Here is a 26944-nt window from a genome sequence, read left to right on the forward strand (position 1 = left end):
ACCGTAAAAATGTGGGAGGGGGCTTGCTCCCGATGGCGGTGGGCCAGCTGAGGATAAGCTGACTGATCCACCGCTATCGGGAGCAAGCCCCCACATTTGACCCTGCTCAGTTTTCTACCTGGCTCCACTGCTTGCTCAAACGCTTATCGGAAATCGGCACTTTGGTACCCAATTGCTGGGCGAACAATGACACCCGATATTCCTCCAACCACCAGCGGTAGAGCTCCAGTTGAGGGTCGCGCTTACCTTCCTGGGCGTGCTTGTTCAGCCGGTTCTGGTATTGCGCCCAAAGGCCGCTCAACTCAGTACTCCACACCCGATCTTTTTGCACCTGGCCCGGTAGCTTTTCCAGGCGCAACTCGATGGCCTTGAGGAAACGCGGCAACTCCTTGAACCATTGCGCCGGGGTTTCCCGTACAAACCCGGGGTACACCAGGTTGCTCAGTTGCTGCTTGATGTCGTTCAAGGCCACGGCCTGGGCCAAGTCGATCTTGCCTTTGAAGCGCTTTTGCAAGCCGTGCCAGAGTTTCAGCACGTCCAACGTCAAACGCGCCAGGCGCTCGGCATGTTCGGTCCAACTGCCACGCTTGCGCTCCGCCAAGGCGGCAAGGCCCGCACCGTCGCGCGGCAAGCTGGCTTCGCCTTCCAGTACGCAAGTATCGAGGCTGGCCAGCAGGATGTCCTCCACCAGCGCGTCAATGCGTCCCAGCTCGCGGTACATCAGGCCCAGCTCGGTCAGCCCCGGCAACTTGCCGCGCAGGAATTTAGCCGGCTCCGCCAGTTGCTGCATCAATAGGCGCTGCAAGGCGCGACGGTGCTGGAACTCGGCCTCGGCGGCCGTGGAGAAACGACCTTCCTTGACCGTGCCGTTTTCTTCCACCAGCGCCGGGTACACCGTCATCGACAGGCCGGCGATCTTTTGTTGAGTCTTCTCGGCCACCGCCGCAAACACCTTGGCCTCCACCGGCTGCTGGCTTTTTGCGGTGTGCGGCACCGCTAAGGCCGCCTGGCTGGCTTCGGCGAAACGCGCGGTCAGCTCCGCCAGGTCACGGCCCTCGCCCAGGAACTTGCCCTGGCCGTCGACCACTTCCAGGTTCATCTTCAGGTGGTTTTCCACCTGTTGCGCGGCTTCCATCCAGGCTTCATCGGTGACCCGCGCACCTGTCATGCGCAGCAATTCACGCCCCAGCGCCTGGGGCAAGGAGCCCTGGCCGAATTCGATACGTTGCAGCGCCGCCTTGACGAAGTCCGGCACGGGTACAAAGTTTTTGCGCAACGCCTTCGGCAAGTTGCGCACCAGGGCGATGCACTTGGCCTCGATCACCCCCGGCACCAGCCACTCCAGACGCTCGGCGGGCAATGCCGGTAGCAGTGGTGCCGGCACACGCAGGGTGACGCCGTCACGCGGGTGGTTGGGCTCGAAGTGGTAACTCAAGGCCAGCGCCAGGTCGCCCAAGTGCAAGGTGTCCGGGTAATGTGCGGCGGTCACTTCACTGGCCTCACGGGCCAGCACGTCTTCCTCGCGCATGATCAGCAGTTGCGGGTCTTTCTGGCTGTTGACCTTGTACCAGCTGTCGAAGGTGGCAGTCTGGTGAATCTCCGCGGGCAAGCGCGCATCGTAGAAAGCGAACAGGGTTTCTTCGTCCGCCAGGATGTCGCGCCGGCGTGCCTTGGCTTCCAGTTCGTCAAGCTGCTCCAGCAGTTGCTGGTTGGCCGTGAGGCACTTGGCCCGGGACTGAATCTCGCCGCGCACCAAGCCTTCGCGGATAAACAGCTCGCGGGACACCACCGGGTCAATCGGCCCGTAATGCACCGGCCGCCGTCCGACCACGATCAGCCCGAACAGGGTGATCTGCTCAAAGGCCACCACTTGGCCGCGCTTCTTCTCCCAATGGGGTTCGAAGTGGTTTTTCTTGATCAGGTGCCCGGCCAGGGGTTCGATCCAGTCGGCATCGATCTTGGCCACCATGCGCGCATAGAGCTTGGTGGTTTCCACCAGCTCAGCGGTCATCAGCCATTGCGGGCGCTTCTTGCCGATACCGGACGAGGGATGAATCCAGAAACGCCGCTGACGGGCACCGAGGTAATCGCCCTCTTCGGTCTTCTGGCCGATCTGGCTGAGCAGGCCGGACAGTACGGCCTTGTGCAGTTTGGCGAAGTCCGCCGGTTCCTTGTTGATCGTCAGCTGCATGTCGCGGCAGATCAGGCTCAACTGGCGATGGGAATCGCGCCACTCGCGCAAGCGCAGGTAATTCAGGAAGTTTTTACGACACCAATTGCGCAACGGGCTGGCGGTCAATGCCTGGCGCTGCTCTTCAAAACCACGCCACAGATTAACCAGACCGGCGAAGTCGGAATCGGCATCTTTCCATTGTGCGTGAGCCTGATCGGCGGCCTGCTGACGCTCCGGCGGGCGCTCGCGCGGGTCCTGGATCGACATCGCACTGGCGACGATCAACACCTCCTGCAAACTACCCAGCTTGGCGGCTTCGAGCAGCATGCGCCCCATGCGCGGGTCCACCGGCAGGCGCGCCAACTGGCGCCCCAATGGCGTGAGTTGGCTGTTACGGTCAACCGCCGAGAGCTCTTGCAGCAAGTTGAAACCATCACTGATGGCCTTGCCGTCCGGCGGTTCGATAAACGGGAAGTCGGTGATTTCGCCAAGGCGCAGGTGCAGCATCTGCAGGATCACGGCGGCAAGGTTGGTACGCAGGATTTCCGGGTCGGTAAATTCCGGGCGACCGATAAAGTCTTCTTCACTGTACAACCGAATGCAAATGCCCGGCTCGACACGGCCGCACCGGCCCTTACGCTGGTTGGCGCTGGCCTGGGAAATCGCCTCGATCGGCAGGCGCTGCACTTTGGCGCGATAACTGTAGCGACTGATGCGCGCAGTGCCGCTGTCGATCACATAACGAATGCCCGGCACAGTCAGTGAGGTTTCCGCCACGTTGGTCGCCAAGACCACACGGCGCCCCGGGTGCGACTGGAAAATGCGCTGCTGTTCGGCCGGCGATAGGCGCGCGTACAACGGCAGGATTTCCGTGTGCCTAAGCTGGGCCTTGCGCAGCATCTCGGCGGCGTCGCGAATTTCACGTTCACCCGGCAAAAATACCAGCACATCCCCTGGGCTGCGCCGCTCGCTGCGCTCATAGGCGGCGATCTCATCGAGGGTGGCGAGGATCGCCTGGTCAACGGTCAAGTCGTCCTCGACACGGTTGCCCTCCTCGTCTTGCTCCAGGGTCAATGGGCGATACCAGGTGTCCACCGGGAAGGTACGCCCCGAGACTTCGACAATCGGCGCATCGTCGAAGTGCTTGGAAAAGCGCTCCAGGTCGATGGTCGCCGAGGTGATGATGACTTTCAGGTCGGGACGACGCGGCAACAGGGTCTTGAGGTAACCCAGCAGGAAATCGATGTTCAGGCTGCGTTCGTGGGCTTCGTCGACGATGATTGTGTCGTAGCGTTCGAGGTAGCGGTCGTTCTGGGTTTCCGCCAGCAGGATGCCATCGGTCATCAGCTTGATCAGGGTGTTGGAATCGCTCTGGTCTTCGAACCGCACCTGATAACCCACCAGGGCGCCCAAGGGGGTGGCCAGTTCTTCGGCGACACGGCTGGCGACACTGCGCGCAGCAATCCGGCGCGGCTGGGTATGGCCGATCAGGCCGTACTGGCCGCGGCCGATCTCCAGGCAGATCTTCGGCAGCTGGGTGGTCTTGCCCGAGCCGGTTTCGCCCGCGATGATCAGCACCTGATGCTTGAGCAGTGCGTCCTTGATCTCATCGCGCTTGGCGGCAATCGGCAGGCTGTCGTCGTAGCGAATCACCGGCAGGCTGGCACGCCGCGCCGTCACCTGGGCGCAGGACGCCTGCAGACGCGTCACCCACTGCGCCAGCTTTTCCTCATCGGGCTTCTTGCGCAGCTCAAGCAACTGGCGCCGCAAACGGTGGCGGTCGGCGAGCATGGCGTGATCGAGGTTTTTCAGCAGTTGATCGATAGTGGGTGCTTGGTCAGTCATCAGGGCGGCAACGGTCTTTTGGGTAAGGCAGGTGATGCCTGCACAGCGTTAGTCGATTGAGTGGGAGGGATTGTCGCAGATTTCGACGCGTCGGGAGACGCTGCGTCATTGGGCAGCGGTACTGAAAGCCGTTCCATGGTGATTTTTACTACAGAGTTTTAACACCCCATCTGACGCTTAAACAGAGAAAGTCCGATGTGATGGATGCAGTGTGCAGGCTTCAATAAGTCTCCAGATACGTCTGGTAAATCAGAACATTCCCACCGGAAAGCGGAGTTTATTATGCCTATCAATGCCACCACGTCACGCCTGCCAAACTACGATGACTCCATGCGGGCCCAACCTCGCTCGGCAAGTACGGAGCCACCGCCCCGCTATGAGTTCGCTCCGGCTTACACAGAAAAGCCGACCGCTACTTCCAACAGCCGCACCTCGTCAGAGCCAACAACCAACCTGACGGCGAATAGAATCTCGAACAACCAACCTTCAAGCTCGGCAAGGCGAGGAATGAGTTTCATGAGCGGCCTTTAACGCTGAAACAGGTGAGAGTCGATGAACAACCTGCATCAGGACACTTCGACCACCCGGAGCCAGGCCCCCAACAAGACAGACAGGAACCACCTGGGCACCTGGAGTGACAAAATACTGGAAACTAACAAAGACACGCCGTTTTTGGCCAAGAAGTAAACCCAGTCGACCCCATCCATCGATCTGTAAGTGCCTACCCCTTGAACTACTGTCAACTCAATAGTTGCCAGTAGTTTTTAGCCACACTCCAGCGCTTACTGAAACGCAATAATTTGGCTGTTCAAGCCCCCCCTTCCCACCTACGCCGATAAGGAAATACATCGATGACCTTGCCGGCACGAATCGCCTCCTGCAGGCCCTTCCAGTAGTCGGCGTTGTACAACTCGCCGTGCAACTCATCGAACAGCTTGCGCTGGCCGGCATCGGCAAACAGGAACGGTGGGAATTCTTCCGGAAACACGTCCAGCGGGCCGATGGAATACCAGGGCTCGGAGGCCATTTCATCCTCGGGGGTGCGCGGCGCAGGGATGTGCCGGAAATGGGCTTCGGTGAGAAAGCAAATTTCGTCGTAGTCGTAGAACACCACGCGACCATGACGGGTGACACCGAAGTTCTTCAGCAGCATGTCGCCCGGGAAGATATTGGCGGCCGCCAATTGCTTGATGGCCAGGCCGTAGTCCTCCAGTGCTTCACGCACCTGGGCCGGGTTGGCGTTGTCGAGGTAGAGGTTGAGCGGGGTCATGCGCCGCTCGGTCCAGCAGTGACGAATGAGCACCGTGTCGCCTTCCACTTCGACGGTACCGGCAGCGACTTCCAGCAATTCGGCCAGGCACTCAGGCTCGAATTTGCTCAAGGGAAAGCGAAAGTCAGCGAACTCCTGCGTGTCGGCCATGCGCCCGACGCGGTCGACGCTTTTAACCAAGCGGTATTTCTCGATCACCGTGGCGCGGTTGACGTTTTTCGACGGCGAAAAACGATCCTTGATGATCTTGAACACGGTGTTGAAGCCCGGCAGCGTGAACACACTCATGACCATGCCGCGCACACCCGGGGCCATGATGAACTGGTCGTCGGTGGTCGCCAGGTGGTTGATCAACGCCCGGTAAAACTCTGACTTACCGTGCTTGTAGAAACCAATGGAGGTGTACAGCTCGGCGATGTGCTTGCCGGGCAGGATGCGCTTGAGAAAGCCGATAAATTCCGCCGGTACCGGCACGTCGACCATGAAGTAGGAACGGGTGAACGAGAAGATGATCGACACGTCGGCTTCATCGGTGATCAACGCATCGATCTGAATGCCACGCCCTTCGCGGTGCAGCAATGGAATAACCAGCGGCCATTGTTCGTCGCGGGTGTAGATACGCCCTACGAGGTAGGCGCCTTTATTGCGGTAGAGCACCGAGGAAAACAGCTCGACCTTGAGATCCGGGTCTTTGCACACCCAATCCGGCAGGTTTTCCCGCAGCTGTACTTCAAGACGCCGCAGGTCGGCCGGCAGATCGGCGTAGGGCTCGCTGAAGCTGTAGTCAGAAAAAATCTGCGCAAGCAGGTCCGATATTTTACCGGCCGGTGTGTAGATGCGCGTTTGTGCCGCCCGTGCCCGGCGCAAGCTTGGCCGGGTGGTGTGAATGAACATGCAGCCGTCGCTGATCAGGTCATGGCTGAACAGGCCGCAAAAAATCGAGTTGTACCAAGTCTCGGACAGCTCATCATCAAAGCGCAGGTCGATCAGGCCGATATAGGCGCTTTTCACCAGGGGCCACAGGTCAATCTCGTGCAGGGCGCAGGCTTCGAAGCTGGCCCGCAGGCGGGCGGTGACCTCACTGACCTTCTCTTCGTACAGGTTGATACGCGCCGCCGAAGCAGCCTGCCCTTGCTGCCACTGGGCCTTTTCGAAACGCTCGCGGGCGCCATCGGTGATCTGGCGGAAGTGCTCACGGTAATCGTCGAACCCTTCAAGGATCATCCGGGCGATTGCAAGGGCAGGTTGCGGCATACGGAAAACCTCGAACGGGCATTTGGAATGCCCTGAGCTTAGCCAGTGAGCCGAGGCAGGAGAAGGATGATTTTGCGTAGCGGCCTTGAAGCCGCGTAAGGGAAACCCCGATTACCACGATGACCGCACGTTGATAGATAGCGCCCCCCTCTCCCACGCTGACATGACCCGGGACAGGTTCTAATCGCCAAGGCGTCTCGAGATGTCATTCGAAGCGCTCGGCGCCGCAGTCAAAGCCGAGGGCCTGGCGGTGGACCTCAACGGCATGGTGACGCGGTTTGTGCTGTAAATAGCCATTGTGTCAGGCCGGTCTCTGGGCAACACTCGCCGCCCTTTCGCGTAGGAGTTTTCCGTGAGACCTGTCGACACCCTGTATTTGCTGGGGCTGGCCGCTATTTGGGGCGCCAGCTTCCTATTCATGCGCATTATCGCGCCGGAAATCGGCAGCGTGCCGACGGCTTTTTTCCGGGTGTCGATTGCTGCTGCGGGGTTGCTGGTGATTCTGGCGATGATGCACGTGAGTTGGGACTTCCAGGGCAAGTTCAAGACCGTCCTGCTGCTGGGTGTGATCAACTCCGGGATTCCGGCGACCCTGTATTCGGTGGCAGCTCAAGTATTGCCGGCGGGTTACTCCGCTATTTTCAACGCCACCACGCCCTTGATGGGCGTGCTGATTGGCGGGCTGTTCTTCAGTGAGCGCCTGACGCCGTCAAAAATTGCCGGCGTGAGCCTGGGCCTGTTCGGCGTCGGCGTGCTGACCCGCGCCGGGCCCGTGGCGTTTGATCGGCAATTGTTGATCGGCGCGCTCGCCTGTTTGCTGGCCACGACATGCTATGGCTTTGCCGGTTTCCTGGCGCGGCGTTGGCTGGATCAACGTGGCGGGTTGGACAGTCGCCTGGCGGCCTTGGGCAGCATGCTGGGCGCAACCTTGTTTTTGCTGCCGCTCTTTGCCTACAGCGCGATCAGTCATCCGCCTGCGAGTTGGGGCGGCTGGCAGGTGTGGTCCTCGTTACTGGGATTGGGCCTGGTGTGTACGGCATTGGCCTACATCCTGTACTTCCGCCTGCTGTCATCCATTGGCCCGGTGAAGTCGATGACCGTGACCTTCATGATTCCGCCGTTTGGCGTGTTATGGGGCGCGTTGCTGCTCGATGAGCCTTTATCAATGGCGCATCTGTATGGCGGGGTATTGATTGCAGGGGCTTTGTGGCTGGTATTGCGGCCGGGGAAACTGGCCAAGGCGCTGTAGGAGCCGACGGGCTCCTACAGCGAGTGAGTCCGCTATTTTTTGCGGAACACAAAGACCAAGCCAATGATGATCAACGCCATCCCCAACAGGCTCAACAATGCGAGCCGATTGCCGAAGATCCAGTAGTCCATCACCGCCGTCACCGCCGGTACCAAGTAGAACAGACTGGTGACATTCACCAGGTTGCCCCGGGCGATCAGGCGATACAGCAACAACGTCGCCAGCACTGATACCACCAGGCCCATCCACAGCACCGGCAGGTAAAAGCCCGTGTTGTGTTCAACGTGGAAGGGTTGGAACGGCACGAACACCGAGCACAGCAATAGACCGGCCAGGTACTGCACCGGCAATGTGCCCAAGGGGTTGTCGGTAATGCGCTTCTGCATGATCGAGCCAAACGTCATGCTCGCCAGCGCCAACAACCCGAACAGCATCCCGGCCAAGGACATGCCCGCCAACCCGATGCCCTGGTAAACCACCATGATCAACCCCACCAACCCCAACCCCAGGCCGAACAACCGGCGCCAGGAGCGCTGACGCTCCATCAGCACCACCGTAAGGATCGGCTGCACGCCCATGATGGTCGCCATCACTCCGGGCGTGACGTTGAGGTCCAGGGCCAACAGATAGAAAATCTGGTAAGCCCCCAGCAACACCAGCCCGGTCGCCGCCGCATACCACAGCGGCTTGCCGGCACGTGGCAGCTTCAACTTGAGGACCGGCACCAGCACCACCAACCCGACCAGGGCGATGGCAAAACGGATCAACAGAAAGGCAAAGGGCGAAGCATGGGCCAGGCCCAACTTGGAAAAAATCGCCCCACTGCTCCACAGCAAGACAAACAGGCTCGTCGAGGCCGCCGCGGCCACGGATTGTTTCGAAAGAACAGACATGGTTACCACCTGTAATCAGGCAAAAAAGCCGATTCAGCAAAGAGCTGAAATTCAGTAGGTTTTTTCAGGCAGGCAGAGGGGCAACAGCGATTCGCTGATCAGCCCGAAATGCCAACGCCCGGCGGTGATACGACTGCGTACACCGGCGTGCTACTGACAGGTGGGGGGTAGTGACTGATCTGCGCAGGCTGCTTGTTCCCGCACGGCACGACCACAGCGCTGACCGCTGAATCGACTACCGCTATGTGCTGGGAAGCTGACATGTGCTGATCTTTTTGAAGGGATGAAGGCGCACCGACTATAACCAGCTGCAAACACATTTTGCAATCCCTTCGCCCATGGCGGTACGTGGCGGACTTTTCATGCCCTCTAAAGAAGACCGCTCGTTATAATGTCGCCCAGTTTTTTTAAAGGATTTCACATGATTGCTTTGCCCTGGCTGTACCTGGTGCTTCTTTCCATTGGCTATGTGCTGGCCTTGATCTATGGGCAACTGGGCCTGCTGGCGGCGGTTTCGATCGCCTTGCTGCTGATCGCAGGGTACGCCGTACGCCAACAACGTACCCCCTGGGCGCGCTACCTCGGCCATGGCTTGTTCATCGTCTTGGCCCTGGGCCTGGCGATGCACTGGCTGCCGGGTTTCTACAACGGCCGTGGCATCGCGCCCCAGCGCCTGACCCCAGACGCCGTGCCGTTCTCGATGTACCTGAACCAGGACAAACCGCTGATTGGCTTCTGGTTGCTGCTCGCCTGCCCGTGGATTGTGGCGCGGCGTTCATTGCGCCTGTCGATCTGCGTCACGGCGCTGGCCTTGACCCTGACCGCCATCGCCGCCTTGGGTGGCGCAGCCCTGATAGGGATGATCAGTTGGGCACCAAAATGGCCGGAACAATCCTGGCTATGGGTGTTGAATAACCTGCTGCTGGTGACGCTGGTGGAAGAAGCGCTGTTTCGCGGCTATGTCCAAGGGGGCCTGAGCCAACGCTTGAAACACCTGCCCTACGGCGAGAACCTCGCGCTGCTGTTGGCGTCGCTGTTATTCGGCCTGGCGCACCTGGGGGCGGGCTGGCAGTGGGTGCTGCTGGCGAGCATCGCAGGGGCAGGTTATGGCCTTGCGTATCGCTTCGGTGGGCTCGGCGCGGCGATTGCCACGCATTTTGGCTTGAATCTGCTTCACTTCGGCTTGTTTACGTACCCGATGCTGGCCGGCTGATTGTTGCGCGCCGTTGGATTGTTGCAAAAACACGTTAAATAAATGCCTGCAACCGCCGATAACCCCTGAAAGCCTTGCGGATTGAACAATCATGCGTAATAACCAACCCGTTACCCAGCGCGAACGTACCTTCCCCGCTCAGCAACGGTTGATCTCCACCACAGATGCCAAGGGTGTCATCACTTACTGTAACGACGCGTTTGTCGAAATCAGTGGGTTCACCCGCGACGAACTGATCCGTGCTCCGCACAACCTCGTGCGTCACCCGGATGTGCCGTCGGCCGTGTTCGCGCACATGTGGTCCACGCTCAAACAAGGCTTGCCATGGATGGGCATCGTTAAGAACCGCTGCAAGACAGGTGATCATTACTGGGTTAACGCCTATGTGACACCGGTCTTCGACGGCAACCAGGTGATCGGCTACGAATCGGTGCGCATCAAGCCCACCGCCGAGCAGATCCGCCGGGCCGAAGCGCTTTATCAACGGATCAACCAGGGCAAGTCCGCCATTCCCCAGCGGGACAAGTGGCTGCCGGTATTGCAGGATTGGCTGCCGTTTATCCTGGTCAGCCAACTGAGCTTCATGATCGGCGCAACCCTCACCTCCCAATGGGGGTTCGCCCTGGCGGCAGGGTTGTCGGTGCCACTGGGCCTGCTCGGCCTGAGCTGGCAACAGCGTGGCCTCAAGCGTCTGCTGCGCCTGGCTGGGCAGACCACCTCCGACCCGTTGATCGCGCAGATGTACACCGACAGCCGTGGTGCACAAGCACGCCTGGAGATGTCGATCCTCAGCCAGGAAGCGCGCCTGAAAACGTGCCTGACACGCTTGCAGGACACCGCCGAACACCTCAACGACCAGGCGGCACAATCCAACACCCTGGCGCATAACAGCTCCAGCGGCCTGGAGCGCCAGCGCGTGGAGACTGAGCAGGTGGCCACTGCGGTCAACCAGATGGCGGCGACGACCCAGGAAGTCGCCAGCCATGTACAACGCACCGCAGATGCGACCCAGGAAGCCAACCGCCTGACCGGTCGCGGACGCGACATCGCCGGGGAAACCCGCGAGGCGATTCAGCGTCTGTCGGTCGCCGTGGGCGAGACGGGCGTGACCGTGACCCAATTGGCCAAGGACAGCGATGAGATCGGTGGCGTGGTCGATGTGATCAAAGGCATTGCCGACCAGACCAACCTGCTGGCGCTCAACGCAGCCATCGAAGCGGCGCGTGCCGGTGAGATGGGCCGTGGTTTTGCGGTGGTGGCCGACGAAGTGCGACAACTGGCGCAACGTACGGCGGAGTCCACCGGACAGATCCATACGCTGATCGCCAAACTGCAACACACCGCGGCTGCGGCCGTGCAAACCATGGACGCCGGGCACCGCCAGGCTGAAGAGGGTGTGGCGCGGGTCATGGAAGCAGACCAGGCGTTGGTGGGGATCAGTGAAGCGGTGGCCAACATCACCGACATGACCACCCAGATTGCCGCCGCGACCGAAGAGCAAAGCGCGGTGGCCGAGGAGATCAGCCGAAACATCAGCACCATTGCGCTGTTGGCGGACCAGACCTCGGAACAGGCGATGAACTCGGCGCAGTTGAGTGAGGAGTTGACCCATACGGCCAATACCCAGTACTCACTGGTAGAGCGTTTTAACCGCTAGACCGCTATCGGGGGCATGGGTATCTACACAACTTTCAGCCCCTGACAAATCTCCCACAACAGCCGTAGCTGCCCCTAACTGGCGCCGAGAAACCCAGCCACTTGCACCGCCGCAGCCTCCAAATGCTGCTCATGACTAAACCCTGAAGCCTTCAACGGCTTCAAGTCATGATCCCCCGCCACCAGCCACATCACCTCGATGCTCGGCGACAACTCATACCCCTCCACCGCCGCCCGGTTGCCCAAGGCATCGCGCTCGCCCTGCACAATCAATGCAGGCGTCTTCAGCGCGGCCAAATGTTCCACCCGTGGTTTCTCCGGCTTGCCCACCGCATAAAACGGATAGCCGAGGCACACCAGCCCGTCAGCGCCCAGTTCGTCCGCCAATAAACTGGCCATCCGCCCGCCCATGGACTTGCCGCCAACCGCCAGCTTCCCAGCGACATGACGTCGCACCTGGGCATACACCTCGCGCCAGGCTTCCAGCAGTTTGGGCGCCGGATTCGGCGGGCGTTTGCCCCCCTCCAAGCGGCGTTGGGCCATGTAGGGAAACTCGAAGCGCAGTACATTCACGCCATGGCTGGCAAGGCGTGCAGCCATGTCGTTCATGAACGCCGAGTCCATTGGCGCGCCGGCGCCGTGGGCCAGGATCAACGTGACCGGCTCGCCCGAAGCCTTGCCCACCGCGACATCCCACAGCCAGCCGTGTTCCCGCGCACGCTGCGCCCATTGATCCCCGTCAATACTGGCCTTGTGCTCTTTGCCCATGCTTGCCTCGCTTTTTAGTCTGCCTATAACTCCAGCCCAAGTGCCGCATTGGCTTGGGTTGAACCGTGGATGGGGAACCATGAACACTACTTTAAGTACCGCCTATAACTACAAGGTGGTCCGCCAATTCACCATTATGACGGTGGTGTGGGGCATCGTCGGCATGGGGCTCGGGGTTTTTCTCGCCGCCCAATTGGTATGGCCCGCGCTCAACTTCGATTTGCCCTGGACCAGCTTCGGCCGCTTGCGCCCGCTGCACACCAATGCGGTGATCTTCGCCTTTGGTGGCTGCGCACTGTTCGCCAGCTCGTTTTACTCGGTACAGCGTACCTGCCAGACACAGCTGTTCGCGCCGAAAATTGCCGCGTTCTGCTTCTGGGGCTGGCAACTGGTGATTGTGCTGGCGGCCATCAGCTTGCCGCTGGGCTACACCACCTCCAAGGAGTACGCCGAGCTGGAATGGCCGATCGCCATTCTGATCGCCGTTGTCTGGGTGGCCTATGGCATCGTGTTCTTCGGCACGGTAATGAAGCGCAAGACCAAGCATATCTACGTGGGTAACTGGTTCTTCGGCGCCTTCATCATCACCGTGGCCATCCTGCATATCGTCAACCATGCGTCCCTGCCGGTGAGCTGGACCAAGTCCTACTCGGCCTACGGCGGTGCGACCGATGCCATGGTGCAATGGTGGTATGGGCATAACGCGGTAGGCTTTTTCCTCACCGCAGGCTTCCTCGGAATGATGTACTACTTCGTGCCCAAGCAGGCCGAGCGCCCGGTGTATTCCTATCGCCTGTCGATCGTGCACTTCTGGGCCTTGATCACCCTGTACATCTGGGCCGGCCCACACCACTTGCACTACACCGCGCTGCCGGATTGGGCGCAGTCGCTGGGCATGGTGATGTCGCTGGTGCTGCTGGCTCCCAGCTGGGGCGGCATGATCAACGGCATGATGACGCTGTCGGGCGCCTGGCATAAGTTGCGCAGCGACCCGATCCTGCGCTTTTTGGTGGTCTCCCTGGCGTTCTACGGCATGTCGACCTTCGAAGGCCCGATGATGGCGATCAAGACCGTCAACGCCCTCTCCCACTACACCGACTGGACCATCGGCCACGTACACGCCGGCGCCCTCGGTTGGGTAGCGATGATTTCGATCGGCGCGCTGTACCACATGATCCCGAAAGTCTTCGGTCGCGAGCAGATGTACAGCCTCGGCCTGATCAACGCGCACTTCTGGCTGGCCACCATCGGCACCGTGCTCTACATCGCCTCGATGTGGGTCAACGGCATCGCCCAGGGCCTGATGTGGCGTGCGATCAACGAAGACGGCACCTTGACCTACTCCTTCGTCGAAACCCTGGTGGCCAGCCATCCTGGCTTCATCGTGCGACTGGTGGGCGGCGCAATCTTCCTCAGCGGCATGTTGCTGATGGCTTACAACACATGGCGCACCGTGCGCTCGGCGCCCGCTGTCGAAGCCGCCGAACCTGCCACCGCCGCGCAGATGGCCTGAGGAGTCAGTGATGAAACACGAAACGATTGAAAAGAACGTCGGCCTGCTCATGCTGTTGATGGTGTTCGCCGTGAGCATCGGTGGCCTGACCCAGATCGTCCCGCTGTTCTTCCAGGACGTGACCAACAAACCGGTGGAGGGCATGAAGCCTTACACCGCGCTGCAACTGGAAGGCCGCGACATCTACATCCGCGAAGGCTGCGTACAGTGCCACTCGCAGATGATCCGCCCGTTCCGCGCCGAAACCGAACGCTACGGCCACTACTCGGTGGCCGGCGAGAGCGTGTGGGACCACCCGTTCCTGTGGGGCTCCAAGCGCACCGGGCCGGACCTGGCTCGCGTCGGCGCGCGTTACTCGGACGACTGGCACCGCGCGCACTTGTACAACCCGCGCAACGTGGTGCCGGAATCGAAAATGCCGGCCTACCCATGGCTGGTCACGGCCCCGGTCGACAGCAGCCACACCGAGACCAAGTTGAACGTGATGCGCACCCTCGGCGTGCCGTACACCGACGACATCAGTGGCGCAGTCGCCAGCCTCAAGGGCAAGACCGAGATGGACGCACTGGTTTCCTACCTGCAAGTGCTCGGCACTGCCATCAAGAGCAAGAGGTGAGCCATGGGATTTGAATTCGATGCAGGCACCATCCGCGGCCTCGGCACGCTGGTGGTCGCCATCGCTTTTATCGGCCTGTCGCTGTGGGTGTTCAACAACCGGCGCAATGCGGAATTCGAGCAGGCACGCCTGCTGCCCTTTGCCGATGAACCTTCCCCCTGCGACGCTCAAGAAGAGCCTGCAACAAGGAGCACTCGGCCATGACCACATTCTGGAGTACATGGATCAGCGTCTTGACCCTCGGCAGCCTGATCGGCCTGACCTGGCTCTTGATCGGCACCCGCAAGGGCGAGACCAAGGGCAGCGTCGACCAGACCATGGGGCACGCTTTCGACGGTATCGAGGAATACGACAACCCACTGCCCCAGTGGTGGTTCATGCTGTTCGCCGGCACCCTGGTGTTTGCCGTCGGCTACCTGATCCTCTACCCGGGCCTGGGTAACTGGAAAGGTGTATTGCCGGGCTATGAAGACGGCTGGACCCAGACCAAGGAATGGGACAAGGAAATGGCCAAGGCCGACGCCAAGTTCGGGCCGATCTTCGCCAAATTCGCCGCCATGCCGGTGGAAGAAGTCGCCAAAGACCCGCAAGCGCTGAAAATGGGCGGTCGCCTGTTCGCGTCCAACTGCGCGGTGTGCCACGGCTCGGATGCCAAGGGCGCCTACGGCTTCCCCAACCTGGCCGACAACATCTGGCGCTGGGGCGGCTCGGCGGATGCGATCAAGACCACTATCCTGAATGGTCGCCACGCGGCGATGCCGGCCTGGGGTGAAATACTTGGCGAGGACGGCGTGAAAAACGTCGCGGCTTATGTGCGTCACGACCTGGCCAAGCTGCCCTTGCCGGCTGAGAACACGGCCGACCTCGTGGCCGGTCAAGCTGCGTTCAACACCACCTGCGTGGCGTGCCACGGCCCGCAAGGCCACGGCATGGAGGCCATGGGCGCGCCGAACCTGACCGAACCGGCCGGCTTCATCTATGGCACCAGCCTGACGCAGTTGCAGCAAACCATCCGCCACGGCCGCCAAGGCCAAATGCCGGCGCAGGATGTGTTGCAAGGCAATGACAAGGTGCACCTGCTAGCGGCTTACGTGTACAGCTTGTCCCATAACGCTGAAGGTGCAACGCCAGACAGCGCGACCAAGTAAGGCAGCAACCCGTTTCACTGTAGGAGCGAGCTTGCTCGCGAGGCACCTGAGGGCACCACGCTTATCCAGCATAAACGCGGCGCTCTGGAGTTCTTCGCGAGCAAGCTCGCTCCTACGGGGATCCGGTGTTGTTTTCATTTGCGCGACCAAGTGTCGCACCCCTTCCAAGCCCACCTTTCCCCTCCTCCTATTCGGGTCTACGCTTGTTCCCACAGTGGACCATTCCTGGCCTACGCGACGGCAGCCGTTGCGCCCCTGAAATTTCCTGTCCACTCGATCAGCTTTCCATTTTTGATTTTGTCCCTACGTAAAACATGGAAAGGGCGCAGAATCTGGCGTGGAACGCATTGATACAGGTCAGTCATTGCGTTGCAATGGCCCCTCGCTTTCTACATACTTGCGGCCGATTTTACCTATAAAAAAACCTAAACCGTGGAACCTTAGAATGAGCACAGCAATCAGTCCGACTGCTTATAACTATAAGGTAGTCCGCCAGTTCGCCATCATGACGGTGGTCTGGGGGATCCTTGGCATGGGGCTCGGGGTGTTCATCGCCTCGCAACTGGTTTGGCCGGAATTGAATTTCGGCTTGCCATGGACGACCTTTGGCCGCCTGCGCCCGCTGCACACCAACCTGGTGATTTTTGCCTTCGGTGGATGTGCACTGTTTGCCACCTCCTACTATGTCGTGCAGCGAACCTGCCAGACGCGACTGATCTCCGACGGCCTCGCGGCCTTCACCTTCTGGGGCTGGCAAGCCGTTATCCTCGGAGCCATCATCACCCTGCCCCTGGGCTACACCACCACCAAGGAATACGCCGAGCTGGAATGGCCGATTGCCATTTTGCTCGCCATTGTGTGGGTGACCTACGCCGTGGTGTTCTTCGGCACCATCGTCAAGCGCAAGACCAAGCATATTTATGTGGGCAACTGGTTCTACGGCGCGTTCATCCTGGTGACGGCGATGCTGCACATCGTCAACCATGCATCCTTACCGGTGAGTTTGTTCAAGTCCTATTCGGCCTACGCCGGGGCGACGGATGCGATGATCCAGTGGTGGTACGGCCATAACGCCGTGGGCTTCTTCCTCACCACCGGCTTCCTGGGGATGATGTATTACTTCGTGCCCAAGCAGGCCGAGCGTCCGATCTACTCCTATCGCCTGTCCATCGTGCACTTCTGGGCGCTGATCACCCTGTATATCTGGGCCGGCCCGCACCACCTGCACTACACCGCCTTGCCGGATTGGGCGCAGTCCCTGGGCATGGCGATGTCGATCATCCTGCTGGCCCCGAGCTGGGGTGGCATGATCAACGGCATGATGACCCTCTCGGGCGCCTGGCATAAGTTGCGCACCGACCCGATCCTGCGTTTCCTCGTGGTCTCCCTGGCCTTCTATGGCATGTCGACCTTCGAAGGGCCGATGATGGCGATCAAGACCGTCAACTCGCTGTCCCACTACACCGACTGGACCATCGGCCACGTACACGCCGGCGCCCTCGGCTGGGTAGCAATGATCTCCATCGGCGCGCTGTACCACATGATCCCCAAGCTGTTCGGGCGCGCGCAGATGCACAGCGTCGGGCTGATCAACACCCACTTCTGGCTGGCCACTATCGGCACCGTGCTCTACATCGCCTCGATGTGGGTCAACGGCATTACCCAGGGCCTGATGTGGCGTGCAATCAACGATGACGGCACGCTCACCTACTCCTTCGTCGAAGCGCTGCAAGCCAGCCATCCGGGCTACATCGTGCGCGCTATCGGCGGTGCGTTCTTTGCCAGCGGCATGCTGATCATGGCCTATAACGTCTGGCGCACCGTGCGCGCCTCCGACCCTGTAGCAGCCGAAGCCGCCGCCAAGATCGCCGTTGTAGGAGCCCACTGATGAAGCATGAAGTAGTCGAGAAGAATATCGGCCTGCTGGCCTTCTTCATGGTGATCGCCGTGAGCATCGGCGGCCTGACCCAGATCGTTCCGCTGTTTTTCCAGGACGTGACCAACAAGCCCGTGGAAGGCATGAAGCCACGCCCCGCCCTTGAAGTTGAAGGTCGAGACGTCTTCATTGCCAACGGTTGTGTCGGCTGCCACTCGCAGATGATCCGCCCGTTCCGCGCTGAAACCGAACGCTATGGCCACTACTCGGTCGCGGGTGAAAGCGTGTGGGACCACCCGTTCCTGTGGGGTTCCAAACGCACCGGCCCGGACCTGGCCCGTGTGGGCGGGCGTTACTCTGATGACTGGCAGCGTGCGCACTTGTACAACCCGCGCAACGTGGTGCCTGAGTCGAAAATGCCGGCGTACCCGTTCCTTGTGGAAAACAAGCTCGACGGCAAGTACACCGCCAAGAAGCTGGAAGTCTTGCGCACCCTGGGTGTGCCCTACACCGATGAAGACATCGCCGGTGCCGCCGCCGCCGTGAAGGGCAAGACCGAAATGGACGCATTGGTGGCCTACCTGCAGGGCCTTGGCACCCTCATCAAAAGCAAACGGTGATTTTCATGGATATCGGGATGATTCGTGGCCTGGGCACCGTTGTGGTGATGGTGGCCTTTGTCGGCCTGGCGTTATGGGTGTTCAGCCCCAAGCGCAAGTCGGAGTTTGACGACGCGACCATGCTGCCCTTTGCAGATGATCCCGAAGCCATCAAGCACGTCGAGCAAGCGTCTAGGAGTAACAAAGAATGACTACGTTCTGGAGTCTGTACGTCACAGTCCTCAGTCTGGGTACCATTTTCGCCCTGACCTGGCTGCTGCTGTCGACCCGCAAGGGCCAGCGCGCCGAGCAGACGGACGAGACGGTCGGCCACTCGTTCGACGGCATCGAGGAGTACGACAACCCGCTGCCCAAGTGGTGGTTCATGCTGTTTGTCGGCACCATCATTTTCGCGCTCGGCTACCTGGCGCTGTACCCTGGCCTGGGCAACTGGAAGGGGCTGCTGCCGGGCTACAACTACCTCGACAACGACAAGCAAGTCCCATTCGCCAACGGCCAGACCGGCTGGACCGGCGTGCACGAATGGGAAAAGGAAATGGCCAAGTCGGACGCCAAGTTCGGGCCGATCTTCGCCAAGTTCGCCTCGATGCCGATTGAAGACGTGGCCAAGGACCCGCAAGCCTTGAAGATGGGGGGCCGCCTGTTCGCCTCCAACTGCTCGGTGTGCCACGGTTCCGACGCCAAGGGCGCCTACGGTTTCCCCAACCTGACCGACGCCGACTGGCGCTGGGGTGGCGAGCCTGACACCATCAAGGAAACCATCATGAAAGGCCGCCACGCGGTGATGCCGGCCTGGGCCGATGTCATTGGCGAGCAAGGCGTGGCCGACGTGGCGGGCTTTGTGGTGACCAACCTTGACGGCCGCAAATTGCCGGAAGGTGCCAAGGCCGATGTGGCCAACGGCGCGAAGCTGTTCGCCGCCAACTGCGTGGCCTGCCACGGCCCGGCCGGCAAAGGCACCCCGGCGATGGGCGCGCCCGACCTGACCCACCCGGGTGCATTCATCTACGGCTCGAGTTTTGCGCAACTGCAGCAGACCATCCGCTACGGCCGTCAGGGCCAGATGCCTGCGCAAGAGCAATTGCAGGGTAACGACAAGGTGCACTTGCTGGCGGCGTATGTTTACAGTTTGTCCCATGGGGAGAAGCAGGCCGAAGAGCAGTGAAGCTAAACAGCGGCCTGAAATAACGGCAAAGCCAATGAGGGAGGGGGCTTGCTCCCGATAGCAGAGTGTCAGTCACCCTATACAGTGACCGGACCATTGCCATCGGGAGCAAGCCCCCTCCCACATTGGATCGCCAGTGTTTTGAAGGCTGGGCCGGCAAAAACTGTCCATACTTGCCAAGTCAATTGATCCAGATCACATATACCATCAATTGATTTTCCCCAACGCGACCAAAGGTCGCACCCGTTCAGCCGTACCAGAGGCGTATCATTACGCCACTGCAACACCCTATTTTTGACCCCGGCCGGCACGTACTGGCCGAGGCAAATGTCCACCGCCGTGGGATGCAATGATGAGCGACCAAATACCGGTACATGACGTTACCCCGCCTGCCAAAACCGTCGACCTCTACGCTTCGCGTGAGAAGATTTACACCCGCGCCTTCACCGGTTTGTTTCGCAACCTGCGCATGCTCGGTGGCGCTGCGTTGTTCCTGCTCTACTTCGGCACCGTGTGGCTGAACTGGGGTGGTCACCAGGCGGTGTGGTGGAACCTGCCGGAGCGTAAATTCTTCATTTTTGGCGCGACCTTCTGGCCCCAGGATTTCATCCTGCTCTCGGGCATTCTCATCGTTGCTGCCTTTGGCCTGTTCTTTATCACGGTGTACGCCGGGCGCGTATGGTGCGGTTATACCTGCCCGCAGAGCGTGTGGACCTGGATCTTCATGTGGTGCGAAAAAGTCACCGAAGGCGACCGCAACCAACGCATCAAACTCGACAAGGCCCCGATGGGTGCCAACAAATTCCTGCGCAAATTCAGCAAGCACACGTTGTGGCTGCTGATCGGGTTTGTCACCGGCATGACCTTCGTCGGCTACTTTTCGCCGATCCGCGAACTGGTGTTCGATTTCTTCACCGGCCAGGCCGATGGCTGGTCGTATTTCTGGGTCGGCTTCTTCACCCTCGCCACCTATGGCAACGCCGGCTGGTTGCGCGAACAGGTGTGCATTTACATGTGCCCGTATGCGCGTTTCCAGAGTGTGATGTTCGACAAAGACACCCTGATCGTCTCCTACGACCCGCGCCGTGGCGAGGTGCGTGGCCCGCGTAAAAAAGGCGTCGACTACAAGGCCCAGGGCCTGGGGGACTGCATCGACTGCACGATGTGCGTGCAGGTATGCCCTACCGGTATCGATATCCGCGACGGCCTGCAAATCGAGTGCATCGGCTGCGCCGCCTGCATCGACGCCTGTGACAACATCATGGACAAGATGGAGTACCCACGCGGCCTGATCAGCTATACCACCGAGCACAACCTGTCCGGGCAGAAGACCCACAAGCTGCGCCCACGGCTGATTGGCTACGCGTTGGTCCTGCTGGCGATGATCAGCTTGCTGGTCGGCGCGTTTTTCATGCGCTCGCTGGTGGGTTTCGATGTCAGCAAGGACCGCGTGCTGTACCGCGAAAACGCCGAAGGGCGTATCGAAAACGTCTACAGCCTGAAGATCATGAACAAGGACCAGCGCGACCACACCTACGTGCTCGACGCCGCAGGCCTGCCGGACCTCAAGCTGCAAGGCCGTCGTGAGATACGGGTCGCCGCTGGCGATATCGTCAGCATGCCGGTGGAGCTGTCCAGTGCACCGGAGCAACTGCCGTCGAGCACCAACGAGGTGAAATTCATCCTCAAGGATGCCGATGATGACAGCGTCCACGTGGAAGCCAAAAGCCGATTCATCGGCCCACAGGTCCGTTAAAAACAAAAAGCCCGTTAAAAGAGAACCCAACAATGCCCGCAGCCACTGCCGCAAGCCCCTGGTACAAACACCTCTGGCCCTGGATCATCATCGGGATCCTGACCTGCTCGGTCACCCTGACCCTGTCGATGGTGACCATCGCGGTGAAGAACCCGGACAATCTGGTCAATGACAACTACTACGAGGCCGGCAAGGGCATCAACCGCTCCCTGGACCGTGAACTGCTGGCCCAGACCCTGCAACTGCGTGCCACGGTGCACCTGGACGAGCTGACCGGTGAGGCTGATGTGCACCTGACCGGCAACAGCAACCCGGCCACCCTGGAACTGAACCTGATTTCCCCGACCCAGCCTGAGAAGGATCGCAAGATCGTCCTGGCCCGCAGCGCCAGCGAACCCGGCCGCTACATCGGCCAGGTCACCGACAAGGTTGAAGGCCGGCGCTTCGTGGAATTACTCGGTGTCGAGGGTGACCGGACCTGGCGCCTGTTCGAAGAAGAACAAGTCAGCCACGACAAGGACCTGCTGCTGGGCGACGAACCGTTGCAAGGTGCTGAAGACTTGGATAAATAGCAGCATCCATGACCAGCCCAACTCCGTGTTACCACTGCGCCCTGCCCGTTCCTGCCGGCAGCCGGTTTACCGCCGACATCCTCGGCGAGCGCCGCGAACTCTGCTGCCCAGGTTGCCAGGCAGTGGCGCAGGCCATCGTGGCCGGTGGGCTGGAAAGCTATTACCAGCACCGTAGCGAAGCCTCGGCCAACCCCGAGGCACTGCCAGTGCAACGGATGGACGAATTGGCGCTATACGACCGCGCCGATGTACAAAAACCGTTTGTACGCCATGACGGCGATCTCGCCGAAGCGATCCTGTTGATGGAAGGCATCAGTTGCGCCGCCTGCGGCTGGCTGATCGAAAAACACCTGCGCAGCCTGCCCGCCGTGGCCGAGGCGCGGCTGAACCTGTCCAACCACCGCTTGCATGTGCGCTGGGCCGACCGGCAGTTGCCGTTGAGCGAGGTGCTCAGCGAACTGCGCCATATTGGCTATGCGGCCCACCCTTACCAGGCCGATCGCGCCGCCGAGCAACTGGCTGGCGAAAATCGACTGGCCCTGCGTCAACTGGGCGTCGCCGGGCTGTTGTGGTTCCAGGCCATGATGGCAACCATGGCCACCTGGCCGGAATTCAATATCGACCTGAGCCCCGAGCTGCATGTGATCCTGCGCTGGGTCGCGATGTTTCTTACCACGCCTATCGTGTTCTACAGTTGCGCACCGTTTTTCAAAGGCGCACTGCGCGATTTGCGTACGCGCCACCTGACGATGGATGTGTCGGTGTCCCTGGCCATTGGCGGCGCCTACCTGGCCGGCATCTGGACCGCAATCACCGGCGTTGGCGAGTTGTACTTCGACGCCGTGGGCATGTTTGCGCTGTTCCTGCTGGCCGGGCGTTACCTGGAACGCCGTGCCCGCGAACGCACCGCCGCAGCCACTGCCCAACTGGTCAACTTGCTGCCCGCCTCGTGCCTGCGCCTCAATGGCGATGGCCAGAGCGAACGCATCCTGCTCAGTGAATTGGTGCTGGGTGATCGCGTGCTGGTCCACCCCGGCGCGGTCTTGCCGGCGGATGGGGTCATCCTCGATGGCCAATCCAGTATCGATGAATCCCTGCTGACCGGCGAATACCTGCCGCAACCCCGGCATAGCGGCGACAGCGTCACCGCCGGCACGCTGAATGTCGAAGGCGCATTGACCGTCGAAGTCCGCGCCTTGGGCCATGACACGCGCCTGTCCGCCATCGTGCGCCTGTTGGAGCGCGCCCAGGCCGAGAAACCGCGCCTGGCACAAATCGCCGACCGCGCTGCGCAGTGGTTTCTGCTGTGCTCGCTGGTCGCCGCCGTGCTCATTGGCTTGCTATGGTGGGAACTGGATTCGGCCCGGGCCTTCTGGATTGTGCTGGCAATGCTGGTGGCGACCTGCCCGTGCGCCCTGTCCCTGGCCACACCGACGGCCCTGACCGCCGCTACCGGCACCCTGCACAGCCTCGGCTTACTGCTGACCCGCGGCCATGTGCTGGAGGGCCTGAACCAGATCGACACGGTGATCTTCGACAAGACCGGCACCCTCACCGAAGGGCGACTGGCGCTGCGAGCCATACGCCCCTTGGGCGAACTGGACAGCGACCAGTGCCTGGGCCTCGCCGCCGCCTTGGAAAACCGCTCCGAACACCCGATTGCCCGTGCCTTTGGCCGCGCACCGCTGGCCGCCGATGAAGTCCTCAGTTCCCCCGGACTCGGCCTGGAAGGTCGCGTGGGCGAACGCTATTTGCGCATCGGCCAGCCCGACTTTGTCTGCGAACTCAGCGGTTGTGCAATTCCCGCTGCGCCACACGAAGCCGGGCAATGGTTGCTGCTCGGTGACCGCCACGGCGCCCTCGCCTGGTTCGTGTTGGATGACCGCCTGCGCAGCGATGCACCGGCCTTGTTGGCGGCGTGCAAGGCGCGTGGCTGGCGCACGCTGTTGCTGTCAGGCGACAGCTCGCCCATGGTCGCCAGCGTCGCCGCCGAGTTGGGCATCGACGAAGCCCACGGTGGCCTGCGCCCCGACGACAAGTTGCAGGTGCTGCAAGACCTGCACAAAAAAGGCCGCAAAGTGTTGATGCTGGGCGATGGGGTCAATGATGTGCCGGTACTGGCCGCCGCCGATATCAGCGTGGCCATGGGCTCGGCCACGGACTTGGCGAAAACCAGCGCCGACGCGGTGCTGCTGTCCAATCGACTGGATGCCCTGGTGCAAGCGTTTACCTTGGCGCGGCGCACCCGTCGGGTCATCATTGAAAACCTGCTGTGGGCCGGGCTGTACAATGGCCTTATGCTGCCGTTTGCCGCCCTGGGTTGGATCACTCCGATCTGGGCGGCGATCGGCATGTCCCTCAGTTCGTTGACCGTGGTGCTCAATGCCCTGCGCCTGACTCGCCTGCCGCGTGCGCAGTCCCATGGCGCCCCCTTGGTAACCCGCCCGCTGCCGGCTTGAGCCGTGCGGGCATGGAGTGCAGATGCCAGCTCTATACGTGATGATTCCGGCGGCGCTGCTATTGGTGGGCGTCGCCATTTACATCTTCTTCTGGGCCGTGGACAGCGGCCAGTACGAGGACCTCGACGGCCCGGCCCACAGCGTGCTGTTTGACGACCAGGACCCGAACCACCTGGCCGCCGTCGACGAAGCCAACGGCCCCGAACACCCTCCCAAAGACCCGCCCCATGCTTGAACTGGCGCCCCTGCTGGTCTCTGCGCTGATTCTCGGCCTGCTCGGCGGCGGCCATTGCCTGGGCATGTGCGGCGGGTTGATGGGCGCGTTGACCCTGGCGATTCCCAAGGAACAACGCAGTCGCCGGTTTCGCCTGCTGCTGGCATACAACCTGGGGCGTATTCTCAGCTATGCCAGCGCAGGATTATTGCTCGGCCTGGCCGGCTGGGCGGTGGCCAATAGCCCGGCGGCGATGTTCATGCGCGTGCTCGCCGGGCTGTTGCTGATCTGCATGGGCCTGTACCTCGCCGGCTGGTGGAGCGGCCTCACCCGCATCGAAAGCCTCGGGCGCGGCCTGTGGCGGCATATACAGCCCGTTGCCGGCCGTTTGCTGCCGGTGTCCAGCCTGCCTCGCGCCTTGCTGCTGGGCGCACTCTGGGGCTGGCTGCCGTGCGGTTTGGTCTACAGCACCCTGCTGTGGGCGGCCAGCCAGGGCAATGCGCTGGACAGTGCATTACTGATGCTGGCATTCGGCTTGGGCACCTGGCCGGTGCTGCTGGCGACCGGGCTTGCGGCCGAACGTGTCACCGCGCTCTTGCGCAAACGCAGCGTGCGCATGGCCGGGGGGTTGCTGGTGATGCTCTTCGGGATATGGACGTTGCCAGGTCCGCATCAGCACTGGTTGATGGGGCATTAAATCGCCCTGTGGCATAGCGCCGCTCCCCGTTGATACAAATCAAGATGCCCTGCCCGCCCTGCCCCTAGACTCGGCCCACTAGCCTATCCGGGGGACCGCCCGCATGCTCGACGCCATTCGTTGGGACACAGATCTGATTCACCGCTACGACTTGGCGGGGCCGCGCTACACGTCCTACCCCACCGCCGTCCAATTCGACAGCCAGGTCGGCACATTCGACCTGCTCCACGCCCTGCGTGACAGCCGCAAGGCGGCGCGGCCGTTGTCGCTGTATGTGCACGTGCCGTTCTGCGCCAACATCTGCTACTACTGCGCCTGCAACAAAGTCATCACCAAGGACCGTGGCCGCGCCCAAGCCTACCTGCAACGCCTGGACCAGGAAATCCAACTGGTGGCGTGCCACCTCGACCCGAAACAGCCGGTGGAGCAGTTGCATCTGGGCGGTGGCACACCGACCTTTCTCAGCCACGACGAACTGCGCCAGGTGATGACGCGCCTGCGCCAGCACTTCAACTTGCTCGATGACGATTCCGGCGACTATGGCATCGAGATCGACCCCCGCGAGGCCGACTGGGCCACCATGGGCCTGCTGCGCGAACTGGGTTTCAACCGAGTGAGTATCGGCCTGCAAGACCTCGACCCCGAGGTGCAACGGGCGGTCAATCGCTTGCAAAGCCTGGAAGAAACCCGCGCCGTGATCGATGCCGCGCGCACCCTGCAATTTCGCTCGATCAATATCGACCTGATCTACGGCCTGCCCAAGCAATCACCGCTGAACTTCGCCCGCACCGTGGAGGAAGTGATCCGCTTGCAACCGGACCGCCTTTCGGTATTCAACTACGCCCACCTGCCGGAGCGTTTCATGCCCCAGCGGCGTATCAACACCGACGACTTGCCCTCCCCGGCGGAAAAACTGCTGATGCTGCAAACCACCATCGAGCAGTTGACCCAGGCCGGCTACCGTTACATCGGCATGGACCACTTTGCCCTGCCGGATGACGAACTGGCCGTCGCCCAGGAAGAAGGCAAGCTGCAACGCAACTTCCAGGGCTACACCACCCATGGCCATTGCGATTTGATTGGGTTGGGCGTGTCGGCGATCAGCCAGATTGGCGACTTGTACTGCCAGAACAGCAGCGACCTCCATCACTACCAGAACGCCCTGGCCGGTGCGCAGCTGGCTACCAGCCGCGGGCTGGTGTGCACGACGGACGATCGCTTGCGGCGCGAGGTGATTCAGCAGTTGATCTGTAATTTCAGCCTGGCATTCGAAGGGATCGAACAGGCATTCAACATCGACTTTCGCGGCTACTTCGACGAACTATGGCCGCAATTGGAGACGATGGCCGCAGACGGCTTGATCGAACTGAACGCCCAGGGCCTCCACGTACGGCCTGCCGGACGCTTATTGGTGCGATCGGTATGCATGGTGTTCGATGCCTACCTGGAACACCAGAACAGGCAACGGTTTTCGCGGGTGATCTAGGCGAAATTACTTCATGGCCAGGCTCATGGCTTCCAACTGAGCCGCGGGTGGCTCACCCTTCATCGTCTTGGCCAGTTGCGTCTGAGCGGTGACCATGCCGGCCTGCAATGTCGCCACGGCCGACTGCAAGTTGGCGACCTTGGCCAGGCGTGCCTCTGGGGTCATGGAGGTATCCGCCATCGCCGCAGCGAGTTCGGCCATCTTCTCGGCGATCTGCTTTTTGATTTCGCGGATCATTTTCAACAGTTGCTTGACGCTGTCGCTCAGGCTGCTGTTGTCGATGTCGCTGTTGGGAGATTGGTCGGCCTTCGATGCACTCATTCCCTGACCGGAAATGCTGACTTTCACGCCTTCGGGCGCGCCAGGCTCAGTCGCCTTGGCGTCAACTGCCGGCGCCTTGTTGGCGGCATCTTTATCCTTGGCCGCGTCGGAGGCTTTCCAAACCGATACCGCCGCCACGTTTATCACCGGGTTTTGGACAGTACTGACTGACATGATCTG

Annotated in this window: 22 protein-coding genes; 17 read left to right on the forward strand and 5 right to left on the reverse strand. The window is 61.0% G+C overall.

Features of this window, described 5'->3' with window-relative positions; translation table 11 throughout:
• Positions 1-106: 106 nt before the first annotated feature.
• A complete protein-coding gene (hrpA, locus tag M5B43_RS17055; protein ID WP_248751184.1) occupies positions 107-4018 on the reverse strand; it encodes an ATP-dependent RNA helicase HrpA in 3912 nt (1303 codons plus the stop codon).
• 808 nt (positions 4019-4826) lie between these two features.
• Positions 4827-6542 carry a bifunctional isocitrate dehydrogenase kinase/phosphatase gene (aceK, locus tag M5B43_RS17060; protein ID WP_248751185.1) on the reverse strand — a complete coding sequence of 572 codons (1716 nt, stop codon included), beginning with the start codon at positions 6540-6542 and terminating at the stop codon, positions 4827-4829.
• 352 nt (positions 6543-6894) lie between these two features.
• On the opposite strand from aceK, the gene M5B43_RS17065 reads away from it, so the two are divergent.
• Positions 6895-7791, forward strand: a complete 897-nt coding sequence (locus tag M5B43_RS17065) for a DMT family transporter (protein ID WP_248751186.1) — start codon at positions 6895-6897, stop codon at positions 7789-7791.
• A 32-nt stretch (positions 7792-7823) separates the two neighbouring features.
• Here the strand turns inward: M5B43_RS17065 and M5B43_RS17070 are convergent, their stop codons facing one another.
• Positions 7824-8684, reverse strand: a complete 861-nt coding sequence (locus tag M5B43_RS17070) for a DMT family transporter (protein ID WP_248751187.1) — start codon at positions 8682-8684, stop codon at positions 7824-7826.
• Positions 8685-9105: 421 nt separating this feature from the next.
• Here M5B43_RS17070 and M5B43_RS17075 point away from each other — a divergent pair, with 421 nt between their 5' ends.
• Both M5B43_RS17075 and M5B43_RS17080 read left to right on the forward strand, forming a co-directional pair.
• Entirely contained in the window at positions 9106-9897 is a 792-nt protein-coding gene (locus M5B43_RS17075) for a CPBP family intramembrane glutamic endopeptidase (RefSeq protein WP_248751188.1), read from the forward strand.
• A 91-nt stretch (positions 9898-9988) separates the two neighbouring features.
• Entirely contained in the window at positions 9989-11554 is a 1566-nt protein-coding gene (locus M5B43_RS17080) for a PAS domain-containing methyl-accepting chemotaxis protein (protein WP_248751189.1), read from the forward strand.
• A 74-nt stretch (positions 11555-11628) separates the two neighbouring features.
• Here the strand turns inward: M5B43_RS17080 and M5B43_RS17085 are convergent, their stop codons facing one another.
• Positions 11629-12321 (reverse strand): alpha/beta family hydrolase, encoded by a 693-nt coding sequence (locus tag M5B43_RS17085; protein ID WP_248751190.1) that lies wholly within the window; start codon positions 12319-12321, stop codon positions 11629-11631.
• A gap of 79 nt (positions 12322-12400) precedes the next feature.
• Between M5B43_RS17085 and ccoN (M5B43_RS17090) the strand changes: the two genes are divergently transcribed.
• The 14 genes from ccoN (M5B43_RS17090) to hemN all read left to right on the forward strand — a co-directional run bounded on the left by ccoN (M5B43_RS17090) (position 12401) and on the right by hemN (position 26443).
• Complete coding sequence (gene ccoN / locus M5B43_RS17090) at positions 12401-13834, forward strand: cytochrome-c oxidase, cbb3-type subunit I (RefSeq protein ID WP_248751191.1); 1434 nt, start codon at positions 12401-12403, stop codon at positions 13832-13834.
• Between the two features lie 10 nt (positions 13835-13844).
• The gene (gene ccoO / locus M5B43_RS17095) at positions 13845-14450 is read left to right on the forward strand and encodes a cytochrome-c oxidase, cbb3-type subunit II (RefSeq protein ID WP_248751192.1); all 606 of its coding nucleotides are present in this window, start codon (positions 13845-13847) and stop codon (positions 14448-14450) included.
• Positions 14451-14453: 3 nt separating this feature from the next.
• Entirely contained in the window at positions 14454-14654 is a 201-nt protein-coding gene (locus M5B43_RS17100) for a cbb3-type cytochrome c oxidase subunit 3 (RefSeq protein WP_248751193.1), read from the forward strand.
• Positions 14651-15598, forward strand: coding sequence for a cytochrome-c oxidase, cbb3-type subunit III (gene ccoP, locus M5B43_RS17105; RefSeq protein ID WP_248751194.1), 948 nt, complete (start codon positions 14651-14653; stop codon positions 15596-15598). Before M5B43_RS17100 ends, ccoP (M5B43_RS17105) begins: the two co-directional genes overlap by 4 nt.
• Before the next feature lie 445 nt (positions 15599-16043).
• Positions 16044-17486, forward strand: coding sequence for a cytochrome-c oxidase, cbb3-type subunit I (gene ccoN, locus M5B43_RS17110; RefSeq protein WP_248751195.1), 1443 nt, complete (start codon positions 16044-16046; stop codon positions 17484-17486).
• Entirely contained in the window at positions 17486-18094 is a 609-nt protein-coding gene (gene ccoO, locus M5B43_RS17115; RefSeq protein WP_248751196.1) for a cytochrome-c oxidase, cbb3-type subunit II, read from the forward strand. Before ccoN (M5B43_RS17110) ends, ccoO (M5B43_RS17115) begins: the two co-directional genes overlap by 1 nt.
• 5 nt (positions 18095-18099) lie before the next feature.
• Positions 18100-18285 carry a CcoQ/FixQ family Cbb3-type cytochrome c oxidase assembly chaperone gene (locus M5B43_RS17120; protein ID WP_020372609.1) on the forward strand — a complete coding sequence of 62 codons (186 nt, stop codon included), beginning with the start codon at positions 18100-18102 and terminating at the stop codon, positions 18283-18285.
• Positions 18282-19259 carry a cytochrome-c oxidase, cbb3-type subunit III gene (gene ccoP, locus M5B43_RS17125; RefSeq protein WP_248751197.1) on the forward strand — a complete coding sequence of 326 codons (978 nt, stop codon included), beginning with the start codon at positions 18282-18284 and terminating at the stop codon, positions 19257-19259. The genes M5B43_RS17120 and ccoP (M5B43_RS17125) overlap by 4 nt, the downstream gene beginning before the upstream one ends.
• Before the next feature lie 352 nt (positions 19260-19611).
• A complete protein-coding gene (ccoG, locus tag M5B43_RS17130) occupies positions 19612-21015 on the forward strand; it encodes a cytochrome c oxidase accessory protein CcoG (protein ID WP_248751198.1) in 1404 nt (467 codons plus the stop codon).
• A gap of 32 nt (positions 21016-21047) precedes the next feature.
• Complete coding sequence (locus tag M5B43_RS17135; protein ID WP_248751199.1) at positions 21048-21587, forward strand: FixH family protein; 540 nt, start codon at positions 21048-21050, stop codon at positions 21585-21587.
• 8 nt (positions 21588-21595) lie between these two features.
• Positions 21596-24046, forward strand: a complete 2451-nt coding sequence (locus M5B43_RS17140) for a heavy metal translocating P-type ATPase (RefSeq protein ID WP_248751200.1) — start codon at positions 21596-21598, stop codon at positions 24044-24046.
• A 22-nt stretch (positions 24047-24068) separates the two neighbouring features.
• Entirely contained in the window at positions 24069-24281 is a 213-nt protein-coding gene (ccoS, locus tag M5B43_RS17145; protein WP_248751201.1) for a cbb3-type cytochrome oxidase assembly protein CcoS, read from the forward strand.
• Complete coding sequence (locus tag M5B43_RS17150; protein WP_248751202.1) at positions 24274-24957, forward strand: sulfite exporter TauE/SafE family protein; 684 nt, start codon at positions 24274-24276, stop codon at positions 24955-24957. The genes ccoS and M5B43_RS17150 overlap by 8 nt, the downstream gene beginning before the upstream one ends.
• A gap of 103 nt (positions 24958-25060) precedes the next feature.
• Positions 25061-26443 carry an oxygen-independent coproporphyrinogen III oxidase gene (hemN, locus tag M5B43_RS17155; RefSeq protein WP_248751203.1) on the forward strand — a complete coding sequence of 461 codons (1383 nt, stop codon included), beginning with the start codon at positions 25061-25063 and terminating at the stop codon, positions 26441-26443.
• A 6-nt stretch (positions 26444-26449) separates the two neighbouring features.
• Here hemN and M5B43_RS17160 read toward each other — a convergent pair whose 3' ends face one another.
• Entirely contained in the window at positions 26450-26938 is a 489-nt protein-coding gene (locus M5B43_RS17160; protein WP_248751204.1) for a hypothetical protein, read from the reverse strand.
• Positions 26939-26944 lie beyond the last annotated feature (6 nt).

This window comes from Pseudomonas sp. MWU15-20650 (genome assembly GCF_023242475.1).
In the GTDB taxonomy this organism is placed as follows: Bacteria; Pseudomonadota; Gammaproteobacteria; order Pseudomonadales; family Pseudomonadaceae; genus Aquipseudomonas.